The 24,668-nt window shown below is 49.8% G+C and carries 22 protein-coding genes and 5 tRNA genes; 6 read left to right on the forward strand and 21 right to left on the reverse strand.

Features of this window, described 5'->3' with window-relative positions:
- Positions 1–96 precede the first annotated feature (96 nt).
- Both DVH26_RS33840 and DVH26_RS33845 read right to left on the reverse strand, forming a co-directional pair.
- Entirely contained in the window at positions 97–735 is a 639-nt protein-coding gene (locus DVH26_RS33840; protein ID WP_239635583.1) for a YigZ family protein, read from the reverse strand.
- A 130-nt stretch (positions 736–865) separates the two neighbouring features.
- Positions 866–2,221: a glucose-6-phosphate isomerase gene (locus tag DVH26_RS33845; RefSeq protein ID WP_239630011.1), complete on the reverse strand. Its 1,356-nt coding sequence runs from the start codon at positions 2,219–2,221 to the stop codon at positions 866–868.
- A 152-nt stretch (positions 2,222–2,373) separates the two neighbouring features.
- Between DVH26_RS33845 and DVH26_RS33850 the strand changes: the two genes are divergently transcribed.
- The gene (locus tag DVH26_RS33850; RefSeq protein ID WP_345774023.1) at positions 2,374–3,609 is read left to right on the forward strand and encodes an NAD(P)-binding domain-containing protein; all 1,236 of its coding nucleotides are present in this window, start codon (positions 2,374–2,376) and stop codon (positions 3,607–3,609) included.
- A gap of 117 nt (positions 3,610–3,726) precedes the next feature.
- Here DVH26_RS33850 and ppnP read toward each other — a convergent pair whose 3' ends face one another.
- Together ppnP and tkt are read right to left on the reverse strand one after the other, a co-directional pair.
- The gene (ppnP, locus tag DVH26_RS33860; RefSeq protein ID WP_239630012.1) at positions 3,727–4,044 is read right to left on the reverse strand and encodes a pyrimidine/purine nucleoside phosphorylase; all 318 of its coding nucleotides are present in this window, start codon (positions 4,042–4,044) and stop codon (positions 3,727–3,729) included.
- Positions 4,045–4,139: 95 nt separating this feature from the next.
- Complete coding sequence (gene tkt, locus DVH26_RS33865) at positions 4,140–6,149, reverse strand: transketolase (protein ID WP_239630013.1); 2,010 nt, start codon at positions 6,147–6,149, stop codon at positions 4,140–4,142.
- Positions 6,150–6,438: 289 nt separating this feature from the next.
- Between tkt and DVH26_RS33870 the strand changes: the two genes are divergently transcribed.
- On the forward strand, positions 6,439–7,548 hold the full coding sequence (locus DVH26_RS33870) for a GGDEF domain-containing protein (protein ID WP_239630014.1): 1,110 nt from the start codon (positions 6,439–6,441) through the stop codon (positions 7,546–7,548).
- A 287-nt stretch (positions 7,549–7,835) separates the two neighbouring features.
- Here the strand turns inward: DVH26_RS33870 and purU are convergent, their stop codons facing one another.
- The gene (gene purU, locus DVH26_RS33875) at positions 7,836–8,729 is read right to left on the reverse strand and encodes a formyltetrahydrofolate deformylase (RefSeq protein ID WP_239630015.1); all 894 of its coding nucleotides are present in this window, start codon (positions 8,727–8,729) and stop codon (positions 7,836–7,838) included.
- A 65-nt stretch (positions 8,730–8,794) separates the two neighbouring features.
- The gene (locus DVH26_RS33880) at positions 8,795–9,919 is read right to left on the reverse strand and encodes a deoxyribonuclease IV (RefSeq protein WP_239630016.1); all 1,125 of its coding nucleotides are present in this window, start codon (positions 9,917–9,919) and stop codon (positions 8,795–8,797) included.
- 121 nt (positions 9,920–10,040) lie between these two features.
- Between DVH26_RS33880 and DVH26_RS33885 the strand changes: the two genes are divergently transcribed.
- Positions 10,041–10,466 carry a DUF2621 domain-containing protein gene (locus DVH26_RS33885; RefSeq protein ID WP_275590439.1) on the forward strand — a complete coding sequence of 142 codons (426 nt, stop codon included), beginning with the start codon at positions 10,041–10,043 and terminating at the stop codon, positions 10,464–10,466.
- Between the two features lie 42 nt (positions 10,467–10,508).
- On the opposite strand, the gene DVH26_RS33890 is transcribed toward DVH26_RS33885, so the two are convergent.
- The 5 genes from DVH26_RS33890 to DVH26_RS33910 all read right to left on the reverse strand — a co-directional run bounded on the left by DVH26_RS33890 (position 10,509) and on the right by DVH26_RS33910 (position 12,666).
- Positions 10,509–11,915 carry an S-layer homology domain-containing protein gene (locus DVH26_RS33890; protein ID WP_239630017.1) on the reverse strand — a complete coding sequence of 469 codons (1,407 nt, stop codon included), beginning with the start codon at positions 11,913–11,915 and terminating at the stop codon, positions 10,509–10,511.
- Positions 11,916–12,008: 93 nt separating this feature from the next.
- The gene (locus DVH26_RS33895; RefSeq protein WP_239630018.1) at positions 12,009–12,188 is read right to left on the reverse strand and encodes a YjfB family protein; all 180 of its coding nucleotides are present in this window, start codon (positions 12,186–12,188) and stop codon (positions 12,009–12,011) included.
- 167 nt (positions 12,189–12,355) lie between these two features.
- A tRNA-Leu gene (locus tag DVH26_RS33900) sits at positions 12,356–12,438 on the reverse strand.
- A gap of 29 nt (positions 12,439–12,467) precedes the next feature.
- Positions 12,468–12,540, reverse strand: a tRNA-Lys gene (locus tag DVH26_RS33905).
- Between the two features lie 51 nt (positions 12,541–12,591).
- Positions 12,592–12,666, reverse strand: a tRNA-Glu gene (locus DVH26_RS33910).
- A gap of 303 nt (positions 12,667–12,969) precedes the next feature.
- Between DVH26_RS33910 and DVH26_RS33915 the strand changes: the two genes are divergently transcribed.
- Positions 12,970–13,638 carry a hypothetical protein gene (locus tag DVH26_RS33915; protein WP_239630019.1) on the forward strand — a complete coding sequence of 223 codons (669 nt, stop codon included), beginning with the start codon at positions 12,970–12,972 and terminating at the stop codon, positions 13,636–13,638.
- Between the two features lie 227 nt (positions 13,639–13,865).
- Here DVH26_RS33915 and DVH26_RS33920 read toward each other — a convergent pair.
- The 3 genes from DVH26_RS33920 to DVH26_RS33930 all read right to left on the reverse strand — a co-directional run bounded on the left by DVH26_RS33920 (position 13,866) and on the right by DVH26_RS33930 (position 14,529).
- A tRNA-Ser gene (locus tag DVH26_RS33920) sits at positions 13,866–13,954 on the reverse strand.
- A 7-nt stretch (positions 13,955–13,961) separates the two neighbouring features.
- Positions 13,962–14,037: transfer RNA gene (locus DVH26_RS33925), tRNA-Asn, on the reverse strand.
- 18 nt (positions 14,038–14,055) lie between these two features.
- Positions 14,056–14,529, reverse strand: a complete 474-nt coding sequence (locus DVH26_RS33930; RefSeq protein WP_239630020.1) for a SprT family protein — start codon at positions 14,527–14,529, stop codon at positions 14,056–14,058.
- A gap of 136 nt (positions 14,530–14,665) precedes the next feature.
- Between DVH26_RS33930 and DVH26_RS33935 the strand changes: the two genes are divergently transcribed.
- Both DVH26_RS33935 and cmpA read left to right on the forward strand, forming a co-directional pair.
- Entirely contained in the window at positions 14,666–15,025 is a 360-nt protein-coding gene (locus DVH26_RS33935) for a hydrolase/acyltransferase (RefSeq protein WP_239630021.1), read from the forward strand.
- Between the two features lie 211 nt (positions 15,026–15,236).
- Complete coding sequence (gene cmpA, locus DVH26_RS33940; RefSeq protein ID WP_239630022.1) at positions 15,237–15,380, forward strand: cortex morphogenetic protein CmpA; 144 nt, start codon at positions 15,237–15,239, stop codon at positions 15,378–15,380.
- 108 nt (positions 15,381–15,488) lie between these two features.
- On the opposite strand, the gene DVH26_RS33945 is transcribed toward cmpA, so the two are convergent.
- The 7 genes from DVH26_RS33945 to DVH26_RS33975 form a co-directional block, all read right to left on the reverse strand.
- Positions 15,489–17,651 carry a Tex family protein gene (locus DVH26_RS33945; protein WP_239635586.1) on the reverse strand — a complete coding sequence of 721 codons (2,163 nt, stop codon included), beginning with the start codon at positions 17,649–17,651 and terminating at the stop codon, positions 15,489–15,491.
- A 247-nt stretch (positions 17,652–17,898) separates the two neighbouring features.
- Positions 17,899–18,249 carry a type II toxin-antitoxin system PemK/MazF family toxin gene (locus tag DVH26_RS33950; RefSeq protein WP_028553083.1) on the reverse strand — a complete coding sequence of 117 codons (351 nt, stop codon included), beginning with the start codon at positions 18,247–18,249 and terminating at the stop codon, positions 17,899–17,901.
- A 3-nt stretch (positions 18,250–18,252) separates the two neighbouring features.
- Positions 18,253–18,534, reverse strand: a complete 282-nt coding sequence (locus DVH26_RS33955; RefSeq protein WP_239630023.1) for a CopG family ribbon-helix-helix protein — start codon at positions 18,532–18,534, stop codon at positions 18,253–18,255.
- 230 nt (positions 18,535–18,764) lie between these two features.
- Complete coding sequence (gene alr, locus DVH26_RS33960; RefSeq protein WP_239630024.1) at positions 18,765–19,958, reverse strand: alanine racemase; 1,194 nt, start codon at positions 19,956–19,958, stop codon at positions 18,765–18,767.
- 711 nt (positions 19,959–20,669) lie between these two features.
- A complete protein-coding gene (locus DVH26_RS33965; protein ID WP_239630025.1) occupies positions 20,670–22,136 on the reverse strand; it encodes an outer membrane lipoprotein carrier protein LolA in 1,467 nt (488 codons plus the stop codon).
- Positions 22,137–22,249: 113 nt separating this feature from the next.
- Positions 22,250–23,185, reverse strand: coding sequence for an SDR family oxidoreductase (locus tag DVH26_RS33970; protein WP_239630026.1), 936 nt, complete (start codon positions 23,183–23,185; stop codon positions 22,250–22,252).
- Positions 23,186–23,209: 24 nt separating this feature from the next.
- On the reverse strand, positions 23,210–24,616 hold the full coding sequence (locus DVH26_RS33975) for an undecaprenyl-phosphate glucose phosphotransferase (RefSeq protein WP_239630027.1): 1,407 nt from the start codon (positions 24,614–24,616) through the stop codon (positions 23,210–23,212).
- Positions 24,617–24,668: the final 52 nt, after the last annotated feature.

Below are 24,668 nucleotides of genomic sequence, written 5' to 3' on the forward strand. Positions count from 1 at the left end.
CTTTCTTACTTCAATAGTTTATCACTTTCATGCAGCAAAGCAAGAGAAAATATCATTTTAGCCATAGAAAAAACAGTAAACAGCCATAAGTGTAAATTATGGCTGTTCCGTATGCTCAATATATCGTTCGGCTCCCGGAAGGATGATGCCCTGTCCCTGGGTCACGTCCGTCATCCAGGCGATGAACGAGTCCGCTTCCTCCGCCAAGGGAAGACAGGTCAGCGTTACCTTGTCGGTAAACAACGTTTCCCCCATCAGCATGTTCCGGTTGCGCAGCTCGTTGTCCACTTTGCCGTGCCACGTATAATCAATCTCGATCATGACTTCCTTATGGAGCACCTGGTACACAGGAACGGCCGCGGCCAAGCCCGCTACGGCTCCGTCCGTATAAGCCCGGATCAATCCGCCCGCACCCAGCATAATGCCGCCGAAATAACGCGTGACGACCACGGCTACGTTCTTGAGCCCCTGGTTCTTGATGACCTCCAGAATCGGCTTGCCGGCCGTGCCGCTAGGCTCCCCGTCATCGGACTGCTTCTGGATTTCATCCCGCTCCCCGATCATGTAGGCCGAGCAGTTGTGCGTCGCCGACCAATGCTCCTTCTTGATGCTCTCAATGAATTGGATCGCTTCTTCCTCTGTCGCTACCGGCTTGGCATGGCCGATAAAACGGGACTTCTTGATCACAATTTCGTCGATGCCGAATTGCTTGACCGTCTTGTACCGGTTCAGCATTCCGAAGCCCCCTTTGTTCATTATTGCTGCTGCTTGCGCTCTCATCCGTGCCTGCTGAGCACTCTACCCGCAAAGCTCGGGAAGGAAAAAAGCAGCACACCCGTGGGGTGAACCGCTTTTTCCGAGGCTATTACTTCGACAGCCTTGCTTCCAGCTCGGCTTTTTCCTTCTCATAGCCTGGTTTGCCCAGCAATGCGAACATGTTCTTCTTATATGCTTCCACGCCCGGCTGATCGAACGGATTGACGCCCAGCAAATAGCCGCTGATGCCGCATGCTTTTTCGAAGAAGTATACCATGTAGCCGAATGTATAAGCGCTCATATCCGGCAGCGTGACGATCAGGTTCGGCACTCCGCCGTCGGTATGCGCCAGCATCGTACCCTCGAACGCTTTTTTGTTGACGAAATCCATCGTCTTGCCGCTCAGGAAGTTGAGCCCGTCCAAATCGTCGGCATCCGTTCCGATCGTAATGTGATCAGCTACATCGGCTACCTGGATCACGGTTTCGAACAAGGTGCGGTTGCCTTCCTGAATGAATTGCCCCATCGAGTGAAGGTCCGTAGAGAAATCGACCGACGCCGGGTAAATCCCCTTGTTATCCTTCCCTTCGCTCTCCCCGAACAACTGCTTCCACCACTCCGATACGAAGTGCAGCGAAGGCTCGTAGTTTACGAGAATTTCCGTCATCTTGCCTTTGCGGTACAAGGCGTTCCGCACCGCTGCATATTGGTAGCTCAGGTTTTCCGCCAGGTTCGGGCTCGAGAAGTCCTCACTCGCATCCGCTGCGCCTTTCATCATCGCTTCAATGTCGATGCCTGCCGTCGCGATCGGCAGCAGCCCTACCGCTGTCAGCACGGAATAGCGGCCGCCTACGTCGTCAGGAATGATGAAGGACTCGTAGCCTTCTTCCGTCGCCAGCTTTTTCAATGCGCCTTTGGAGCTGTCTGTAGTCGCATAAATCCGCTTGCGCGCCGCTTCCTTGCCGTACTTCTTCTCCAGCAGCTCGCGGAAAATACGGAACGCAATCGCAGGCTCCGTCGTTGTGCCCGACTTGGAAATAACGTTGACGGAAATATCTTTGCCTTCGAGCAGCTGCAGCAAATGGGTTACATAGGTGGAGCTGATGTTGTTGCCTACGAAGTACACTTCCGGCGTCTTGCGCTGGCCTTTAGGCATCAGGTTGTAGAACGAATGGGACAGCATCTCGAGAGCGGCGCGCGCGCCCAAGTAAGATCCGCCGATTCCGATGACGACCAGCGCGTCCGAATCGGATTGAATTTGTTTGGCCGCTTGTTGAATGCGGGCGAATTCCTCTTTATCGTAATTGACCGGAAGGTCGATCCATCCAAGGTAATCGGAGCCTGCACCGGTTTTGTTATGTAATTGCTCGTGCGCGAGCCGGATCGGCCCAGCAAGGTAATCTACTTCATGCTGTTGAATGAATGGCAATGCTTTGCTGTAGTCAAAACTCAGTTTGGCGCTCATTTCTCATCCTCCTATAATTTCGGCTTTCCAATCTGTTTAGTATGTTAAACCTTACTGTGCTTTCACTAGAATACTTTACTTTCCAGCGGAAAAGCAAGTGCGTCATTCACAGCCATTTAGCGAAGTGCTACAATAAAGGCAGAGGTGATTCGATGAAAAGGATAGCTGTTATCGGATTGGGGACAATGGGTAAGCCCATGGCCGCCAATTTGTTGAAATCTGGTTTTGAAGTTGTCGTTTACAACCGCAGCGCCGAAAAATCGGCCGAGCTGGTAAGCATGGGGGCACGGACCGCATCGACTCCTGCCGAAGCCGCTCAAGATGTGGACGTTATCATTACGATGCTGAGCAACGACGCGGTCGTCCTGGAAGCCGTTCTCGGCGACAACGGAGTTGTGCACGGTGTCCGTGCCGGACAAACCGTTATCGACTGCAGCACCGTGTCGCCCGACACCAGCAAGCGGATCGGCAGCGAGCTGCTGGGACGAGCCGTCGATTTCCTCGATGCTCCGGTTACCGGCAGCAAGCCTGCCGCTGATGCCGGAACGCTCGTCTTTATGATCGGCGGCGAAGAATCCGTTCTGGACCGCAACCGCCCCGTATTTGAAGCCATGGGCAGCAAAATCATTTACATGGGCCCTACGGGCTCGGGTTCTTATGCCAAGCTCGCCCATAATACAATGGTGGGCATCAACGCTCTTGGCTTGGTCGAAGGCCTGTCGATCGTAACCAAAGCCGGGCTTGACGCCGAGCAGTTTCTGCAGATCGTTCTGGCCGGCAGTGCAAACAGCAAGCAAGCGGAGCTCAAGGGCGGCAAAATCGTGGGCCGCGATTTCTCCAATCAGTTCTCGCTGCAGCTTATGCTTAAGGACCTGCTGCTCGCAAGCGACGTGACCAACCGGTTCCAAATGCCTTCTCCGATGCTGAAGGCGGCCTCCGGCGTTTTCCAAATGGGCTTGAGCAAGGGACTCGGGGAGCTCGATTTGTGCGCTGTCGCCCAATGCTACGAAGACTGGATGAACCTGCAAATCGGCAAATCCGCCGTATCGGAGGAACGCCGCAGAGCAAGCCGGATCCAGCTGAACATCCCGCTTCACTTATCCGTTCACCAGTGGGAGCAGGAAGGCGCCTTTATGGGGCAGACGATTCAGGGAACGCTGTATGATTTGTCGGAAAATGGCCTGCAAATCATATCCGAATTCCCGCTCGCGCAGGACATGTTCGTCGTGATCCATTTCCCGCAGGAAGCGAGTCTGCCTCCGGTTACGGGAAGAGTGATCCGGGTCGAGAGCGACAACAACGGAACCTTCCGCTACGGCTGTCTGCTGTCGGGACTGGCTCCCTTCGACCGTCTGCAGCTGGAAGCCTATATTTCAAACCATCAATAATTCATCCAATCAATAATTCACAGTGCGAAATAAAATACCCTGCCGTGCAGCATTCGCTGCTTGTCGGCAGGGTATTTTTGCAGGTTCCCCTCTAGTCGAGGGCATCAAGCACTACTATTATTCCGCAATGTAGGAGCAAATATAGTCCGTAGGCGTCTTTACCTGAAGCTTGAATTTCGTGTTGGCAGGAACGGTAAATTCCCCGGTGCCGTTAATATGCAGCCACTCGGAAGCGCCCGGAAGCAATACGTCGAGCTCCCCGGCTTGAATTTCCATAATTTCCTTGGAATCCGTGCCGAATTCATACTCGCCCGGAAGCATAACGCCCAATGTTTTCTTTGTGCCGTCTGCAAACAGCACGGTACGGCTCGTTACTTTACCTTCGAAGTAAAAGTTCGCTTTGGTCAACACGGTTACTTGCTCGAATTGAGACATAAGTCAATGCGCTCCTTTGAATGAAGCCGAACCGTCAAAATCACGGTTCGGCTTGAGTGTGTTTGCTTACTAATCGAATCGAATGCCGGGTTCTCTTACTTCAACAGCTGCTTTACGCGGGCAACCACGTTCTCCACTGTGAAGCCATATTCCTTAATAACAACCGGCCCAGGAGCCGATGCGCCGAATCGATCGATACCGAGGACGCTGCCTTGCTCGCCAACATAGCGCTCCCATCCGAACGAGTGACCCATTTCTACCGCAAGACGAGCTTTCACGTCCGGCAAAATAACGGAATCCTTGTACTCTTGGGACTGCTTGTCGAACAACTCCCAGCTAGGCATGCTGATGACGCGCACTTGTACACCTTCTTCGGCAAGCTGCTTCTGAGCGGCAACCGCCAGCTGCACTTCCGTACCGGTAGCGATAATTTGCGCTTGCACTTTGCCGTTTGGAGCATCAGCCAGCACATAAGCGCCGCGGTTCACGCCTTCAGCCGCTTGTTCCGTTCCTTCGAGCTTTGGAGCCGCTTGGCGGGAGAAGATCAAGGCAACCGGGCCTTTCTTGTTCTCTACCGCATAGCGCCAAGCTGCCGCCGTTTCGTCGCCGTCCGCCGGACGGATGACTGTAACGCCCGGAATTACACGCAATGCCGCCAATTGCTCGATCGGCTCATGTGTAGGACCGTCTTCGCCGACGCCGATGCTGTCATGCGTGAACACATAGATGGCAGGCACGTTCATAATCGAAGCGAGACGAATGGCCGGACGCAAGTAATCGGAGAAGACGAAGAACGTTCCGCCGAATACTTTCAAACCGCCATGCAGCAGCATGCCGTTAACCGCTGCACCCATACCGAACTCGCGCACACCGAAGTAAATGTTTTGACCGCTGTAGTCCTTCGACGTCATAACGCCGAGATCTTTCATGTGTGTCATCGTGGAGGATTCAAGGTCAGCCGAGCCGCCTACAAGGAAAGGTACGTTTTTGGCAATCGCGTTCAGTACGATACCGGATGCCGTACGAGTTCCTTTCTCAGCTGGAGCCGCTGCAGGAATGTCTTTATCCCAGCCTTCCGGCAGCTCGCCGTTCACTGCGGTTTCGAATTGCTTCGCAAGCTCAGGGTACGCTTTCGCATACTCGTTGAACATGTTCTGCCAAGCAGCGTTGGTTTCGATTCCTTTTTGCTTCACAGCAGCAAAGTGAGCGCGCACTTCTTCCGGTACGAAGAAATGCTGATCCTCCGGCCAGCCGTAAGCTTTTTTCGTCAGAGCGACTTCATCCACGCCGAGCGGAGAACCGTGAGGGCCTACATGTCCGCCTTTACCTGCTTTGTTAGGGCTGCCGAAGCCGATGATCGTTTTTACTTCGATCAGGGTTGGACGTTCGTCCGCTTGCGCTTCCTTGATCGCTTTTTCAAGCGCTTCAAGATCGTTGCCGTCTTCCACGCGAAGTACTTGCCAGCCGTAGCCTTCAAAGCGCGAAGCTGCCTTTTCGGACATGGAAAGGCTCAGTTCGCCGTCAAGCGAAATGTCGTTGGAATCGTACAGCACGACCAGCTTGCCAAGCTTCATATGACCTGCCAAAGACGCCGCCTCGGAGGAAATGCCCTCCATCAGGTCTCCGTCGCCGCAAATCACATAAGTGTGGTGGTCCATTACTTTGTATTGCTCTTTATTGTAAACGGAAGCCAGGTGCGCCTCCGCAATAGCCATACCTACCGCCATGCCGAAGCCTTGTCCCAAAGGACCCGTAGTAGCGTCCACCCCAGCCGTATGGCCTACTTCAGGGTGACCCGGCGTCTTGCTTCCCCACATCCGGAATTGTTTCAGCTCTTCCATAGGCAAGTCGTACCCGCTCAAGTGAAGCAGGCTGTACAGCAGCATCGAACCGTGTCCTGCCGATAATACGAAGCGGTCGCGGTTGATCCATGTCGGATTCTCCGGGTTATGGTTCATAAATTTAGCGAACAGCTCATAACCCATTGGTGCGGCACCCATCGGCATCCCCGGATGACCGGATTTGGCCTTCTCGATGGCATCGATAGACAAAGTGCGGATCGTGTCGATGGACAATTGTTCGATCGCTTTATTCAATACTGTCATGAAAAAGAACCTCCTATAATGTTAGTGAAGCAGCCCATCCGCTAGCCTCCCGGAATTCCGAAAAGCACCCTGTAGCCACTATTGTTAACGTGTGCACATTCAATTGCACGGAAACTCACTTGCACCATTTTACCATTGTCCGTTTCCATTTGCCAACTTAAACATCACATCATCACAAAAAATTCATTTGGAAAAAGCAGGATACTCCGAAGGATTTCCGCTTATTTTGGCGAATAAGTACTATCTATAGATGACTGAACCTGTTGATTTCAAGTGGTAGGAGTCGAATATGAACCATCTGTTACTGGAACTGGCCAACACGCGTCAAACGTATCGAAAAATGTTGAATTTGTACTGGCTCACCCTTGTACTGACCATACCGCTGGAATTTTTCATTCACCGCAGCCATTCGGCGGCAGACGGATCGGAGCTCCTCGGCACGTTAATCATCCAGGCTCTCGGGTTGACCGCAGTGACCGGAAGCACCGAAATGCTCTATCGCTACCGCAAGTTCCAGAGTGACGATTTAATGATCATTGCCGGCATCATTTACGCCTCGTCCATCATTTACGTGAACCCGACGATTGGAATCGTTCCTGCGATTTACATTTTTCCCATCCTGACTTCCGTACTTTCCTTCAACAAGAACCGCATCCTGCTTGCCTTTTCACTAGTTATCATTTGCTTTACCGGCCTGTTCGCCGTATCTCCGGAGCTCCGCATTACGATGCAGCCCATGCATCTTGTCGGCATTTTGTTCCTGTATGTAGGCGTTACGATTATCGCATTTAACATATCGAATAGCGGGATCGAGCTGCTGAACAATTTGAGGAGTGCGACGGAAGCGAAGCAAGAGCTGCTGGTCAAAACGGTCATTATGGACAAGCTCGCCAAGATGGATGCGCTGACCGACCTGTACAATCACAAGACATTTCACGAATATTTGGAAAAATTAATCGAGCAGAACGAACGGAACCATCTTTCGCTTCAGCTGGCTATTATGGATATCGATAATTTCAAAAAAATCAACGATACCTACGGCCATTGGGTCGGCGACGTAATGCTGCAGCGGGTGGCCAACATCATCAAGGAGACGGTGACTCCGAACGATTTCGCCGTACGGTACGGCGGAGAGGAATTCGCCGTTATTTTTACCGAAAAAACGATGGAGCAGTCGCTCCGCATCGTCGAGCAAATACGACAAAAGCTCGCGGTCACGCTGCACCCGGAGCTGGATTCGCAAGCCGTCACGCTCAGTATCGGGCTTCAAGATTATGCCAAGGGCGACGGCAAGGAAGCGCTGTTCAAAGGCGCGGACGCATCGCTGTATTCAGCCAAACGGACCGGCAAAAATAAAACGGTGGTGCAAACGCTGCGCAGCGACCATAAGGGAGCTTAAGCTAGCTTGCCTTGCTGTATTTTTACACAAGATGAAGACGGATGCCTTGAGTGGCGGGTCCGTCTTTTTTGTATCCACCGTTACCATACCACACTGTACCGATTTTATACGGGCTGCCCTGCGATGAGGGCGGCTTCTGCCCCTTCTATCGAGGTCCTTTCCCTGAGGAGCGACCGCGTTTAGAGGTTGTTTTTATCGCCAATAAAAAAAAGCGGAGCTGTCCTCCGCCGTTGTTCCGGCAAAGGTACAGTCCGCTTCATCTTGCTGCGTTTCGCACGCGTAAACTATTAATTGAATACAACCGTCTTGTTGCCGTGTACAATGACACGGTCTTCCACATGCCAAGATACGGCGCGCGCCAGTACAATGCGCTCGATATGACGGCCGATGCGCTTCAGGTCGTCTACGTTGTCGCGGTGGCTTACCCGCTGCACGTCCTGCTCGATAATCGGGCCGCCGTCCAGCTCCTCGGTTACATAGTGCGCGGTTGCTCCGATAATTTTTACCCCGCGGTTATGAGCCTGCGCATACGGCTTGCCTCCGACAAACGCCGGAAGGAAGGAATGGTGAATATTGATGATGCGGTTCGGAAAATGCTCGATGAACTTCGGCGTAATGATCTGCATGTATCGCGCCAAAACGACGGCATCCACTTGTCCGCTAACCAGCTCGAGCTGCTGACGCTCCGCCTCTTCCTTCGTAGCGGCCGTCACCGGGATATGATGGAACGGGATGTCGAACGACTCTACCATCGCCCGCATATCGTTATGGTTGCTGATAACCATGGCGATGTCCGCTTGAAGATCTCCCGCCTGCCACTGCCATAAAAGCTCAAGCAGCGCATGATCCTCCTTCGATACAAAGATCGCAAGGCGCTTCTTGCGTCCCGCCCGGTTAATGCTCCACTGCATTTGGAATTGCTGAGCTACGACCGCGAAGTCCTCTTTCAGCTTCTCGCGGCGCTCATCCAGGTTTTCCAGGTCGAACTCGATGCGGATGAAAAACAACCCGCCCTCCGGGTCCATCGTATATTGGTCGGATTGTACGATATTAGCTCCGTGCTCATATAAGAAACGGGATACCGCTGCAACAATGCCGGGCTGATCCGGGCAGGATACTAGCATTCTTGCGCGGTTTTTCAAATCTTCCCGCTGGTTTTTAGGCAATACATTCGGTGTCATGACAACTTATTACTCCTTCATTGGTTCAAATAGTTCAATAGTACACGAGTTCGTGCTCGTGGCGTTTACAGCTGAAATACTTTTTGGCCCGCCAGCCAAGCGGTCAAGCGGTGGTTCACTTGCTCCTCCGACAGCTCGGGAAGAATGCGGTTCTCGGCTACAAGATCGAACAAGCGTTCCATTGGCTCGCGGCCGTCCTCTTTTCTCGCTTTGGCGTCCCCTTTCAATACTTCCCAAGTTTGCAGCACATAATCCCGGTGGTTGAGCTCCTGCTTGGTGAAGAAGTGGCCCAACCGCTCTACATCCTCCAGGAAGTGGGAGCCGAAGCGCTGCTCGATCGATCCGCTAAGCAGTGCAATCTCCGCTTCGTACATCGGACGCTGCGTCTTGTCTTCTTTTCCGATCCAAGGCGTTTCCAGAATCAGCGGCAAATGTGTCAGCTTCTCGTGGTGCACGACATTGTGCATCGCTTCGAAGCCGATCCAGCCCGCTCCTACCGGGGCATGGCGGTCTTTCCCCGCGCCTTTCGGGTTTTTGCTGTCATTCAAGTGAACGACGCCGATCCGGTCCAGTCCCACGACTTTGTCGAAATGCTCCAGCACGCCGTCCAAATCGTTAATAATGTCGTAGCCCGCATCGTGAACGTGGCAGGTATCGAGACAAACGGACAAGCGGCTGTTATCCTCCACTTTGTCGATAATGGCGGCAATTTCCTCGAAGCTGCGGCCCATCTCGGTTCCTTTGCCGGCCATCGTTTCGAGAGCGATCTTCACATCCGTATCTTTCACTCCGGCCAACACTTCGTTAAGCCCTTCGGCAATGCGCGCAAGCCCGTATTCCGCGTCCTTGTCCGTATAGGCGCCTGGATGAAGCACAATATGCTTCACGCCCAAGTAGTCCGTGCGGCGGATTTCTTCCTGCAAAAAGCGAACCGCCAGCTCAAACGTATCTTCCTTATAAGAGCCGAGGTTAATAATATATGGAGCATGAACGATGATTTCCCCGATGCCATGCTTGTCCATCAGCGCTCTGCCTTCTTCGATAAATTGCGACTCTATTGGCTTGCGGCGCGTATTTTGCGGTGCGCCTGTGTATATCATAAATGTAGAAGACCCGTAAGAGACTGCTTCTTCCGCTGCGTTTAACAATCCTTTGTCTGAAAACGATACGTGAGAACCGATTTTCAACATCGTATTCCTCATCTCCTTTTTTTCGCACTCTCTCTATTTTACTAGGATTGCTCTTTATCCACAAGGCTACTTTTGGTTATCGCCAAAGTAAGGTATAATAGGGACGAGGTGACAATTAATCATGAATAACGGTTTCATGTGGTTTATCTTTTTCTGGGTTTTCGTGCTGATCACATTCATGTCGATCGGCGGCTATTTTATGTTCCGCAAATTTTTGAAGGTGCTGCCTATGGCGGACGGCAAGTCCAAGCTCGATTGGCAAAACCATTATGTCGAATCGTCCCGACATTTATGGACCGACGATGCCAAGTCGTTTCTGGACATGCTGGTCGACCCTGTACCGGCACCTTTTCGAGATATCGCACGCCACTCCATCGCGGCCAAGATCGGTCAAGTCGCATTGGAGAGTAAAGCCGACCAGATTACGCAGGACCACTGCATTCGGGGGTATATTCTTGCAACGCCGAAGCGAGACTACAAGAGCCTCGTCTCCTACCTGGATAAACAGAATATCGACTACAGCGCCTACAAGCATTTGCTGCAGTAGCGACTAAGGGCTTCCTGCCATCCGCGGCGGGAAGCCCTTCATTTATTTTTTCTTGCCCGGCTTTGTGCTCTCAGGCTGCTCCTTGCTCAGCTGTACGGTCAGAGTAGCCGTTGTGCCCCCCACCCTCATCGGATTCGGACTGCGCTGCGCCGTTCGGAACCCGACCAGCTTGACTCCGTCTACGGAGATGACCTTCGGAAGCTCCTCCTGCTTCAAATAAGCAATTTTCCCATCCAAAATAATGTACAAATCCACCTTATCCTGCGATTTCAAATCCACAGTCAAATACCGGTTATCCTTGGGCGTCAGAGCGGATTCGATCTCGCCCTTCTGTAAGTCCTTGACCAGGACCCCTTTATCGTCAAAGTAGTCTGTCACGTTGATGACCGAATCGCTCGACCACCCGCTGCCACCTTCCTCGGAACGATCGTCGTAATCAGGGAAATATGTCGTCGTATCTGGATTGTAGATGCCGGAGGAACCATTGCCTGCACTGCCGCCGCTAGCACCCGTTCCGCCACCGGCTCCTGTAGAACCACCCGTTCCTTGCTGCTCCAGCTCGATGGTTGAGTAATCGCCTAGCCAGTAATTTTTCTTCAAATAATTATAAATCCGGTTCAATATCGTAACGGCTTCCGCCCGCGTCACCTTGTCCAAAGGACGGAAATAGCCCAATTCATTGGCGGTCATAATACCGGATGCCTGCAAGCTGGCCAAGCTGCTCGCCTGAGCGTTGGAGAAAGCGTCGGAGCCGAAGCCGCAGTCGCTCTTGTCGTTGCCTGTAAACAGGATAGGCAGCACATCATTAGACTCCATCAGGACGCTTCCCGCTGCGTCGTAACGTCCGTCCGCTTTGCTTGCCTGCTCATATACGTTCTTGTCTACATAAATATAGGAAGGAATGTCCTTGAACTCCGATACTACCGTACACACGTCATTCGGGCTCAACCGTCTGTCGATCAGCCGCGTATCGAAAAACGAATACAGCATATTGGCGAGCTGCAGCCTCGTTAATTGCGTATCGGGATGAAACGTCAGCTGTCCCCTGTTATTCAAGCCGTACACGCCCCAGTTAAACGACTGGTTATAGATTTCCGAAACCTGGCGATAGGACCAATGCTGCGGGGATACGTCGGCGAAGCTGTCGATTTTTTGCGCGCCTGTTGCATATAAATTCGGCCGGTACTTGTCGAACAATCGATAAATCATGGTCGTCCACTCGGCTTTGCTGATCGTTTGATTCGGCCTGAAGGTCCCGTCCGGGTAGCCTGTGAGCACCTGCTTTTGCGCCATCAAATAGATGGAGCCGATAGCCCAGCCGTTTTTCTGTGCGTCCACGTCGCTGAATGTGACAGCATCCGCGGCTTTGGCTGGAAGCGCCGGCAATCCAAGTGCTGCAATGAGCAGCCAGATGAACCATGTGAACCCTAATCTTCGTAACCTTTTCATTGCATACCCTCCAATCCTTCCTATATATATCGGCTTCCCAAGCGCTAATTGTTAATCTTTGGGCAGAAAAAAAGACGGCTGAAGCCAGCCGCCTTATACCTTCACATCCAGACTTTTACCCAAATTCGGATGCGGAGCCTGGACCATGCCCTGAATCAGTGACACCGCCGCCGCCGTCTGCACATCCTGCTGCTTTTTCAGTACGGCAATGCCTACAGCCTGCTTCAGCGCATTCCCGCTGTTGATCGCATTCAATAAGCTGTTGACCTCCATGTATGTATCACCTCGATCTACCAGTTATTGGTTGCAGCTTTTACATCTAGATATATCGGCTTTCCGTGTGGATTTTGTTAGCGAGAAGACCACAGCCGACGCGTTACTTCAATTATGGTAAATAAAAAAATCCCTTGCTGCCAAGGGATTCTCGCTGATAATTGGAATGCGGTTGAGAGGACTCGAACCTCCACGGGCGTAAGCCCACCACCCCCTCAAGATGGCGTGTCTGCCATTCCACCACAACCGCAAATAAAAAAATACTGAGGGAAAAAAACATGAGCCATGTAGGACTCGAACCTACGACACCCTGATTAAAAGTCAGGTGCTCTACCAACTGAGCTAATGGCTCATAATCAAGGAATCATTTTCGAAAACCCTTCGGTATTACTCGAAATAATGATGGTGACCCGTAGGGGATTCGAACCCCTGTTACCTCCGTGAAAGGGAGGTGTCTTAACCCCTTGACCAACGGGCCTTGCTGTGTAATTCCTTGCTGCCTTTTTGGCGACAAGAGTTATTATATCCGAATGATTTCGGATTGACAAGCTTTTTTTTTCAAAAAAGTGTCGATTCATAAAAAGATCATAATGTGTCCGCTAGGAATCCAAACTGTGATATGCTTTCCTTGAGGAAGAGCGTTGAAGCTGCTTCATGTCATTGACGATTTGTGACATCCAATGTTATCCTTTTTGGATGATTTATTGAATTTCAGGGTGGTTTGGACGGGACGCGCTTGGCGCTGAATCTTATTCATAACCTCCGGAAACAGGTGACACGGATGCAAACCTTTTTCTATTTATTTCTTGGATTTCTGGATGTTATCGCTATTTTCGCGTTAATTTTCAGAACATTCCGGTGGCCCTTCTGGGAGTTTCGGCTGAAGCTTACCATGATAGGCCTCTTCATCTCGTTCGTATCATATATGAACCGGATGGTGCTGGATATTCCCCAATTCGATATTGCGATCCAATTCATTCTCTTTATTGTCTTTTTCCGGTATGTCATCAGGGTGAACGTATATCATGCGATTGACGTTACAGCTATCGGTTATCTTACCTTTATGAGTATCCAGCTGATCCTCTATTATGTGATGAAATACTTCCAATTGATTACGCTGGAGGACGCAACGAACCCGGTGGCCGCTATGGCTTTCTTTATCCAGGTTTTATCGGAGGCCTGCTCGTTTTTGGTAGCCTATCTGTTTTACCGGTTTCAACTGGGGTTCTCGTTCATGATGAGACCGCCGCACAATTTGTATTTAAACCGCACCATTGACCTCGCCAAAAGGACCAAAATGGTATTCAACACGATCGGCATTCTTACCATCAGTATTTCCGTATACTGGCTGGCGAACCACGAGCGATATTTCCTCATTTTGCCTGCGCTAACCTTTCTTTCCTTGGCCATGCTCATTTACTTATCTTATAAAAGAGATCTGCAGGATTGATGGGATTTGTAAAAAAGGCCAACCTGTTCAAAAGATGGGCTGGCAACTTTGTTTTAGCGTGGAAGAGCAGTGGAAGCTTGCTTTTGCAAAACTTGATTCGAAATGCAAGGTCGTTTGCATCATATAGCAGGAAGCGTTCCGCGCGTCACTTTTGCTGCTGCAATTCTTGTTTTCATGTACCCGTGAGGCAAACAAAAAAACCGCCATACGGCGGTTTTCGGTTTGTACGGAGAGAGAGGGATTCGAACCCTCGCACCACTTACGCAGTCTAACCCCTTAGCAGAGGGTCCCCTTATAGCCACTTGGGTATCTCTCCAAAGCAATGGCTCCCCGAACAGGACTCGAACCTGTGACAACTCGATTAACAGTCGAGTGCTCTACCAACTGAGCTATCAGGGAAAGACATATTTTAATTTATCATGAATTTTGTTTAGAGTCAAGCTCGTGCAATTTCAATTTTCCCCTGCATTTTCCACATGCGTATTTTTTTGGATCGAGCTTTCGTTTCCGTAAATACTCGGTTTTGCAGCTGGAACAAATCAGCTTGTAGCGGTACGGCTCCTTTCGTTTCGCCGTAGGGAGCGACCGGCAAAATCTTGTCCCACCTACCTGCCTCAGCAGCGTTTTAAAGTCCGCATCCCGATGCAAATACCCCCGGTTCAGCAAATGCAGATGATAATGGCACAGCTCATGCTTGATGATTTTCTCTACATCCTCGGGCCCGAACTGCTCCAACTGCGCCCAGCTGATCTCGATATCGTGCGACTTGGTGAAATACCGGCCGCCCGTCGAAGTCAGCCTGCGGTTAAATCGGGCTTTATGCAAGAACGGACGTCCAAACGATGTCAAAGAGATGTGCTCAACCCACTGCTGCAGCTGTCGGTCATCCATTCCTTCTACGCCCTCGCTTTCTTCGTATTCTCACTTGAATTGTAACCGCATCATAGGCTACACTGTCAAGTAGATAGTGACAAACGAAACCGGATTTTTTGAACAACCGCAATGCAAGAGAGGAGCTTATTTGAACATGTCCAAAATGAAATATGTCGTCATGCAGCTGGATCAGCAAATTGAATTCGTACAGCTTCCGGCTACTCACACGTACCAGTTGACCGCTTTGAATTTGCGTTTGCATAAAGAGCTGGAGAAATTAACGGCTTCCAATGTTCCATCGCTGCCCAAAGCGATCGCAGAGTGCGAAAACCTGGATATCGTCAACCCTTCCTACAAGCTTCACCATGGGCTGGACTATATCAATCAGCTGGAGCAAGCTTTCTCTTCCATTAATGAGAAGGCCTACCCTCTCATTTCCCTCCTGACGGAAATCCGCGCACTTCAGGCGCAGCTTGAGCAATGGTACGAGGAAGAAGAGGAATTGGCAAACTAAAGCGGGCCGAAGCGTTTTAGAGCCGCCTAGGACCTGCACCCATTAGCCCATCCCGCCATATGCTATATCATAAGTAAACCTCATTAGGAAGCTTTAGAGGTATGGTATGGCTGCCGCAGACAAAGAAACGGTTTGGACGTTTTGCCGGAGCCAGACCTTCCTTGAAAAGGCAGCACGATGCATAACGGCAGAAGGGAAGGGGCTGATTGGCTTGCCACAATGGCTTTGCAATCAACTGATGAGAGCATTTCACAATAAAAACCGCAGACAAATCCGGTTGTTGAACGATTGCTGGTTTTTCTACCGTACAAGAAGAAACGATGCGGCGGAAGAATCCTCATCGTCACAGCTTTAATACAGAACGATTCATCGCAAAAAGCAAAGAGCATAGATGGAGAACGACTCCATCTATGCTCTTCTTTATTGTCAGATTCCATGTTGCCCGGCTGGCTGTACGGGCCGCTTAGGACGGCTTCTTCATCGTCAGGCTGACGCGGCCTTTTTTCAAATCGACGCCAAGCACCCACACAGTAACGGTATCTCCGACAGAGACTACGTCCATCGGATGCTTGACGAACGAATCGCTCAATTGGGAGATATGGACAAGCCCGTCGTTTTTGATGCCGATATCGACGAAGGCGCCGAAGTCGATCACGTTGCGGACCGTTCCCTGCAGCTCCATGCCCGGCGCCAAATCCTCGATCTGCAGCACATCGGTGCGGAAGATCGGAGCCGGCAGCTCATCCCGCGGGTCGCGTCCCGGGCGCTGCAAGCTGTCCAGGATGTCGCGCAGCGTCGGTACGCCGACTCCAAGCTTCGTCGCCAGCTCCGTTGGCTCGACCGAAGTAAGCATCTCCTTCAGCTGCTGTGAGCCCAGCTGCTTCAATTCAAGCTTAAGCTCCTTGAACAGCTTGTCCACCACGTCGTACGACTCCGGATGGATCGGCGTGTTGTCGAGCGGATTCTTCCCTTCGCTGATGCGCAAAAACCCGGCGCACTGCTCGTACGCCTTCGCGCCGAGACGCGGCACCTTCTGCAGCTGCGAGCGGCTGACGAATTTGCCGTTATCCTCGCGGAATTTCACGATGTTCTTCGCGAGCGTGCTGTTAATGCCCGAAACATACGATAGCAGCGAAGGTGAGGCTGTATTGACGTCTACACCGACGTGGTTGACCGCCGACTCCACGACGAACGTCAGGCTCTCGTCGAGCCGCTTTTGCGTCACGTCGTGCTGGTATTGGCCGACGCCGATCGCTTTCGGCTCGATCTTCACCAGCTCCGCCAACGGATCCTGCAGACGGCGGGCGATGGAAATCGCGCTGCGCTCCGCCACATCAAGATCCGGGAACTCGGATTGGGCGAGCTTCGAGGCCGAATAGACGCTCGCTCCCGCTTCGTTGACGATCAAATACTGCAATCGGCGTTCCTTGATCTCCCCGATCAAATCGGCGACGAACTGCTCCGTTTCGCGGGAGGCGGTCCCGTTGCCGATGACGATCAGCTCCACGCCATAAGTCTCGATCAGCTTGCGGAACTTCGCCTTCGCTTCCGCAACCTTATTGTTAGGCGGCGTCGGATAAGTTACGGCAATTTCGAGCATTTTGCCGGTATCATCCACGACCGCGAGCTTACAACCTGTCCGGTAGGCCGGATCGACGCCGAGCACGACCTTCCCTTTTATCGGGGCTTGCAGCAGCAGATTGCGCAGGTTTTCGGCGAACACCTCGATCGCCTTCTCCTCGGCCTTCTCCGTCATTTCGTTGCGAACCTCGCGCTCAATGGACGGAGCAAGCAGACGCTTGTAAGCATCCTCAATGACCGCCGTCAGCGTATCCTTCACTACCGACGGACCTTTGACCGTCAGCCGCCCGATATAGTCGTGAATGCGGTCCGTCTGCACCTCCAGCGTTACCTTTAGCACCTCTTCGCGCTCGCCGCGATTAATGGCCAAAATACGGTGAGGAGGCAGCTTGCGAACCGGCTCCTGGTAGCTGTAGTACATTTCGTATACGGACTCCTGCTCGGCATCCTTAGCCTCGGTCCGCACAATCCCCTGATCATATGTATATTTGCGCACCCACGCGCGTATTTTCGCATCGTCCGCGACTTGCTCCGCGATAATATCCATAGCGCCTTGAACCGCTTCCTCTGCCGTTTGGACACCTTTTTCCGCGTCAACGTAGCGCCCGGCTTCCGCCAGCAAATTGCCCTGTCTAGGCTGAGTCAGTATCCATGCCGCGAGCGGCTCCAGCCCTTTTTCCTTCGCTACGCTGGCCCGCGTCTTGCGCTTTTGTCTATACGGGCGGTATAGATCCTCCAGCTCCTGCAGCTTCGCCGACTGCTCGATGGATGCCTTCAGCTCGTCCGTCAGCTTTCCCTGCTCGTCGATGAGCCGGATGACTTCCAGCTTCCGAGACTCCAGGTTGCGCAAATACGTAAGCCGCTCCTCTATATCCCGCAGCTGATTCTCGTCCAGCTCTCCGGTCATTTCCTTCCGGTAACGGGCTATGAACGGAATCGTGTTGCCTTCATCAAGCAGCCCTACGGTAGTGCGAACCTTACCCGCAGACAATTGCAGCTCCCCGGCGATTTGCTTAAGAATCCGCTCTTGAATCGCCGCTTTCATTTCCTCCGTGAGCGCGGTTTTCCCTTTATTTTCTTCCAATTGTATGATTTCCTCTTTCGACATCGACATGAACCTTTAGTACCTCCTCCATAAAATCCCCAGCATTCGACAAATCCAAAGCTCTTATAACGAATAGAAGTCCTGTTGCTACCGTTTGAAGAAAATTGCTTGCCTGGTGTGGCCGCCATTTCAGGACAACTAAAAAACGAGGGCACCCTACGGTCCCTCGCTTCAATCCCTGAAAGCGTTAAAACTCAATCAGTCCCACGCTTACCTGCAATGCATCATCCACTTTGCGCATCGTCTCTTCGTCAAGGTGAGTTATTTTATCTGTCAGACGCTGCTTATCAATCGTACGAATTTGCTCCAGCAAAATGACAGAATCCCTGTCAAAGCCATGAGACTCCGCATCAATTTCTACGTGTGTAGGCAGCTTGGCTTTTTGAATTTGCGCTGTGATCGCCGCCACGATGACCGTAGGACTGAAGCGATTCCCTATATCATTCTGAATAATGAGAACAGGCCGGATCCCGCCCTGCTCCGACCCAACGACGGGTGACAAGTCCGCAAAAAACACATCGCCTCGTTTGACAATCAATAGTTACACCCCGCTTACTAAACGGTCCAGAGTGTTATCCGCTTCTTCCTCCGCCTGAAATGCCTCCGAGGCCATGTGTAAATTGATCTTCGCCATTTCCATATATCCGCGCTGCATCGATTCCCTCAGATGGCGTTTCTTCCGTTCCATCAAGTACAGCTTCATCGCTTGACGAATAAACTCGCTGCGGTTCGAGTTCTCCTTCTCCACGATGCCGTCCACTTCTTGCAGCAAATAGTCCGGCAAGCTGATCATTATTCGTTTCGTGTTCTGCGCATTGGACACCAAGCATGCACCCCCAAAAACATACAACAATATTACCATTATGGCGAATATACAGCAAAATTATACAAGATGAGTATATGCTACAGGTATAGCAAATATGTTATACCTCTTTTTTCCCAATAAAAGGCGAGCCCTTAAGAATCCACAGAAGTATGTATTATACATATTCGCGGTGAAATCCTAAATTCCTCTACTCCACCCGTAAAAAATCGGCTGGAAAATGTTACTGGTCACATCTGCTCCATCGAGCCCCAATTATGTCGTAATAACGGGTTGACCGTAGATACTACGCGGCCGTCACGGATATAGACGCGAGGCACACGGTGGGAAATCATGCAGGTGATTTCGTAGTTGATCGTACCGAGCCACTCTGCGTGCTCCTCGGCCGTAATCTTGTCTTCGCCTTGCTTGCCCAAAATGACAACCTCTTCCTCGTTGTCAATATCGGTGAGTCCCGTCACATTCATCATACACTGATCCATACAAATGCGGCCGACAATCGGCATCCGCGTTCCTTTGATAAGCGCCTGGGCTTTGCCCGTCAGCATCCGTGAGAACCCGTCCGCATACCCGATCGGCAGCGTAGCAATGGTCTCCTCGCCGGCTGTGCGATAAATCGTTCCGTAGCTGATGCCCGAATCGGCCGGAACCGTTTTGACCATGACGACACCGGTCTTTATGCTCAGTACCGGCTCCAAATCTATCACCTGATGGTTGACTTCCTCGGAAGGATACAACCCGTACATGCTGATGCCGAGCCGCACCATATTGTATGTCAAGTCCGGACAATCGATCGCCGCAGCGCTGTTGCCGGCGTGTACATAGGCGAACTGAATCCCTTTATCGGCAAAATGCTTCACCACCCGGTCAAAGCGCCGGTATTGCTCGAGCGTGTATGTTTTGTCCTCCTCATCTGCGCATGCATAATGAGTGAACAAGCCTTCTACGTGGATTCCGGGAATTTGCAGCGCTCTGTCAATCAGAGCGATAGCCTCCTCCTCGGTCGTAAGCCCTAACCGGTTCATGCCCGAATCAATTTTTACATGAATGCTCAAAGGCTTTTCTCTCGGCAGCAGACGTTCAAAAGCATCCAAAACCTCATGGCTGTACACATTGACGGTAATATCGTGTTCCCACGCCATCTCCAAGCCTTCCGGAGGGGTATACCCCAGCACGAGAATCGGAGCCGTAATCCCGGCATGCCGGAGCTCCAGGCCTTCATCCAAAAAAGCAACCGCAATATACTCGACACCACAGCGCAGCGCCTCCCGGCAAACCTCCACTGCACCGTGCCCGTAAGCATCCGCTTTGACCACAGCCATCATCTTCACATGGGCAGGTAAAACCCGTCGAAACCCTTCCAAATTGCTGCGAAGCGCATCCAGGGAAATCTCCACCCGCGTAGGCCGGTAAAACGAATCCATAAGTCCACCTTCTTCTGCGAAAATCAAGGGAAGCTCCCTTAAAGCAGGGAACTTCCCCCTTGTCGTTACCTCGTGTGTTTTCAATAAACCTATGGTAATCCGAACGACACCGGGTGTCAATGAACAATATCTTGAACATCCCGGTATCAGGAATCCGTCAGTTTATGGTAAAAATTTAGGTGCAAATTACATTTTGAGGTATATTTTCGCCTATTTACATCTTCATTTCTCGGAGATAGCTAGGATTCCAATTCCAATTTTATGCAGGCTCCCCGGTGTTGATGCAGATAGAGGTGGCATGAGGCATCGGTATTTCCAGTAGTTGTTGGATTTGCGAGATGGATTGATTTAAGAAATATCTTGCTGGATTACGAGTTGCATATTGATTTGGTTACTCGCTGCGCTGAGGGTTTATCCGAATTCCTCACCGAGGTGCTCACTGACTTCCTGTCATTCGACCGACCGCCGCGCAGCGCCACAACGCGCGCTTGAGATAGCGCGCGTTGTAAATTTAACCGAAGCTCCATCTGACTTTTATAACATATCAAATGTTCCGCGTTTCTCCGGCATACTATTACGAAAGGCGCTCTTTCAGACTGCATTCCTCAGTTTGCCTGACAGTGACAGCCATCTCACCAATCACACTATTGTCAATTCATTGTCGGTTGATTGACGTTTGAACGTTATATTTGGATATTATTAACGTACCAATTACTTCCCAATTTCGTCCTGTACAGCCTGTGCAACTTTAATCATTTCCGTTTGCGGCAGATCCGCAGTGGACAGTCTGAACTCGATGCCATCGTATGTCCAAGTTAATGTCTTCTTCTCATCGCCGGTAACCACAGCCAAAGTATAGCCCAAGTCCACGATATCCCCAGGCAGCACGGATACGGTCTGTGTTACAGGACGCGACTCAATCAAGGTATAGTTGTATTTGCCCGAGTAGCGAAGCATGATGGCTTTCTCTTCGCCGAGCTTAATCTCGCTCATGTCGAGCTTCTTCACGCCACTAGGCAGGTAATTCGGCTCGATCACGCCGAACGATGCTTGCTGCTTGCTTGCATCGGCTTTGGTGCCCGCGGCTGTGCCGGCTGCAGCATTCGTACCGGCTGTGCCGCTTGCACCATTGGCTCCAGCTGCCGCGTTTGCTCTAGTCGCGCCGTTTGCGGCCCCTGTCGCCCCTGCTGCTCCGCTCGTTGCACCTGCACCGGCTTTAGCCCCGGTACCGTTCGCAGACGAGCCCGTGCTTGCTCCTGCGCCGTTTGTGCCTGCTGCCGGTGTTGTTGCTTTGCCTGCGTCGGTAGCAGCTCCTGCGTTGCTGCCCGTAGCTGCTGCACCGCTCTTGCTGCCTGCAGCGCCGGATGTACCTGTAGCACTCGTTCCGTTTGCCGCAGTGCCATTTGTTGTCGCGCCGCTTGTAGCGCTATTGGCCGCACCTGCTGCCTTATCGCTACCTGTTCCAGCTGCACCGCTATTAGCTGCATTGCTTTGCGCTCCAGAGCTAGCCGCTCCAGGCTGCCCCATCGTCGGCTGGGACATCTTCCAGCTTGTCATATTTCTCTGCATGTCGAAGGAATCTTTATCGAATTTCTTGCCAAACTCGAACTGGTTGAAATCAACAATAACCATCACATTCGCATTTGTATCCGAAACCTCTACATGCTGAGGCGCATAATTCTTTTTATCCAGCCAAATCTTCTGCCGCGCTAACGATCCGTTCTGATAATTGGCGAGTACGTCGAACACATACGCGTTCTCATCCGTTGTAAACTGGCGGTCATTATCCATCAGTATGCTTTGGACCAACGACTGGTACAAATAAACTTGTCCCTGATTTTCCGGCCAGTCGCTCTGGAATCGGAAGCTTTTGTTCAAATGAGGCGTCAACACGAACACACCATCATCGTTACGCAATACGATCTGAGTAATATCCTTCTTGGCATTCGTCAAGGAAATGCGGTAGTAATGAGGGTTCTGATACCATACCTCCACTTGGTATTCCTGCGGCTCCTGCCCCGTATGGAGCACCATTCGCCCGCTTCCTTGATAGCTCTGCAGCTTATTTATAACCCCATCCAAATCCTTCACTACCGAACCCGAATCCTTCTTACCGCAGCCCGCCAACACCAGACTGAAGCTTAGCACCAAGGCAATCACCCAAGTGAATCGCCGCATTCCAATCCCCTCCACCCAATTGTTAAATGAACTGATACCATGTCTATGAGGGGACTTGGACAATTATGCGGACAAAGTTAGGGGAGGAAATAAAAACTCCTATAACCGGTTGGTTATAGGAGTTGGGTGGGGTTATAAATTTTAGCGTAATAGTCACAGGTCTCCTTCAAACCTTCTGCCAAAGTATACTTAGGCTTCCACCCCAATTCTTCTTTTGCAGCAGAATTATCTAAACAGCTATGGATAATATCCCCTGATCTTGGTGGCAAATATTGTGGTTCAAAAGGCATATTGCATATTTCACTCATAACTTTTAATAACTGATTCACTGTTGTCTGCTCATTACAACTTATATTATATATTCCTTTGCTACCTTTTTCTAAAGCAGCAATATTAGCCTCAACGATATCTTTAACATAAATAAAATCACGCGTTTGCTCGCCATCACCAAAGATGATTGGAGTACGACCTTCCAGAAGTTTATTTACAAAGATGGAGATTACGCCACCTTCCCCTCTAGGGTCCTGACGTATTCCATACACATTGGCATATCTTAAGATCGTATAGTCTAGATCACTTAGTTTAGAAAATACCTCAATGTAGTGTTCCGGTGTATGCTTTGAAATTCCATAGAAGGACAGTGGTTGAACAGGGTGTCTTTCATCAACAGGCAAGTATTCCGGAGTTCCATAAACTGCAGCAGAGGAAGCATATATGATCTTACGGACTCCATATTTCTTACATTGCTCAAGTAATTTAATGGTGCCAAGAATGTTGATTTCAGCATCAAGTACGGGCTGGCTCAGAGATGTTTGAACATCAATTTGAGCTGCGTGATGAAAAACTACTTCAGGTTGAACCTTTTGAAAAATACTTTCTATTTCATCATCCATAATGGAGCAATGGTAAAAACTCGCAAAATCACTTAATTCATCCATGTTTCCTGTTGATAAATTATCTATTATTGAAACTACATGCCCATGCCCCACCAAACGATCTACAATATGAGAAGCAATAAAGCCAGCACCGCCAGTAATTAAAATATTCATCTTTATGCCTCATTTTATTTATTCTCAATACGCGTTCTTGTTAATAAATCCATTGATTATAGTTTTTATAATGATCTTAATGTCGAAAAGGAAACTCCAATTTTCAATATAAAAAATATCATGTTTGATACGATCTTCTATTGATGTATCTCCACGTAATCCATTCGACTGAGCCCAACCAGTAATACCAGGACGAATATGATGTTTTACCATATATTTAGGGATTTCTTCCTTAAATTGCTCTACAAAATATGGACGTTCTGGTCTTGGTCCTACAACACTCATGTGTCCAAAAAGAACGTTAAAAAATTGCGGGAGCTCATCTAGGCTTGTTTTTCGTAAAAAAGAGCCAAATTTTGTTTTTCGAGGATCGTTTTCAATTGTCCAATTAGTATTGGATGATTCTTCACTTTGCACTCGCATGCTCCGAAATTTATACATCATGAATGTACGTCTGTTTAATCCGACACGTTCTTGCTTAAAGATTACAGGTCCAGGAGATGATAATCTTATCCCAATTGAGATTAGTATTAATAGTGGTGCAGTTATTAAAATAGCCATTAAAGAAAATACAATATCAAAAGATCTTTTAAAAAATCTGTTTCTCAGCTCATCTAAAGGAATATCTCTTACATTAATAAGCGGCATTCCCGCAAAATTATCAAAAAAAGGACGTGATGGAAGGAAACTATAAAAATCGGGAATAATCAAAGCCTTTACTCCGAATTTCTCACAAACATTTATGATCTTCCCGAATTTATAATGGGCATTTAAAGGCAACGCAATAATAACTTCGTCGACCAGTACTTCACTCAGGATATTCTCCAGATCATCCACTTTTCCAATAATGGGTTTATAACTGCCTATTCCATTATCATGTTTTTCTTGATAATCATCTAAAAATCCTACAACGTCATATCCTAATTCAGGATACTGCATTAAGTTATTATGAAAATTCCGCCCTAAAGTTCCAGCTCCAAGGATAAGTACAAATTGTTTGTTGTATCCTTTTTCACGATAGTTTTTTAGCATCATTTTTACTAAATATCTATAAAAGCTAGTTATTAGTACACAGTTAACTAAGAAAAGTAACAAATACGAACGAGATACATGCACTTCTTTAAAAATAAACAAAATACTTAATAACATCAATAAACTAATAAAATGTATTTGTACAATCTTGAATACTTCAAAAGAGAACTGTTTTTTCCGTTTTGATGAATAAAAATTAATAAAATAACTAATTCCTATCGCCATTACTCCATAGATAAAACTCCATAGCATATAGTGCTTAAATGAAAGAGGAGCTTCATAGTCAATCCATCCACTTATAAATTTCAACCAATAAGAGAGTAGAAACATTAACTGAATACATATAAAATCAGCAAACGCATATATCAGTGATAAAAAATTTTGACCACGACGCACCAAGATATACATCTCCTCATTTATTGTTTATTACATGCTCAAAATAACACATGTG

The sequence above is a fragment of the Paenibacillus sp. H1-7 genome, from assembly GCF_022354825.1.
Taxonomy (GTDB): domain Bacteria; phylum Bacillota; class Bacilli; order Paenibacillales; family NBRC-103111; genus Paenibacillus_S.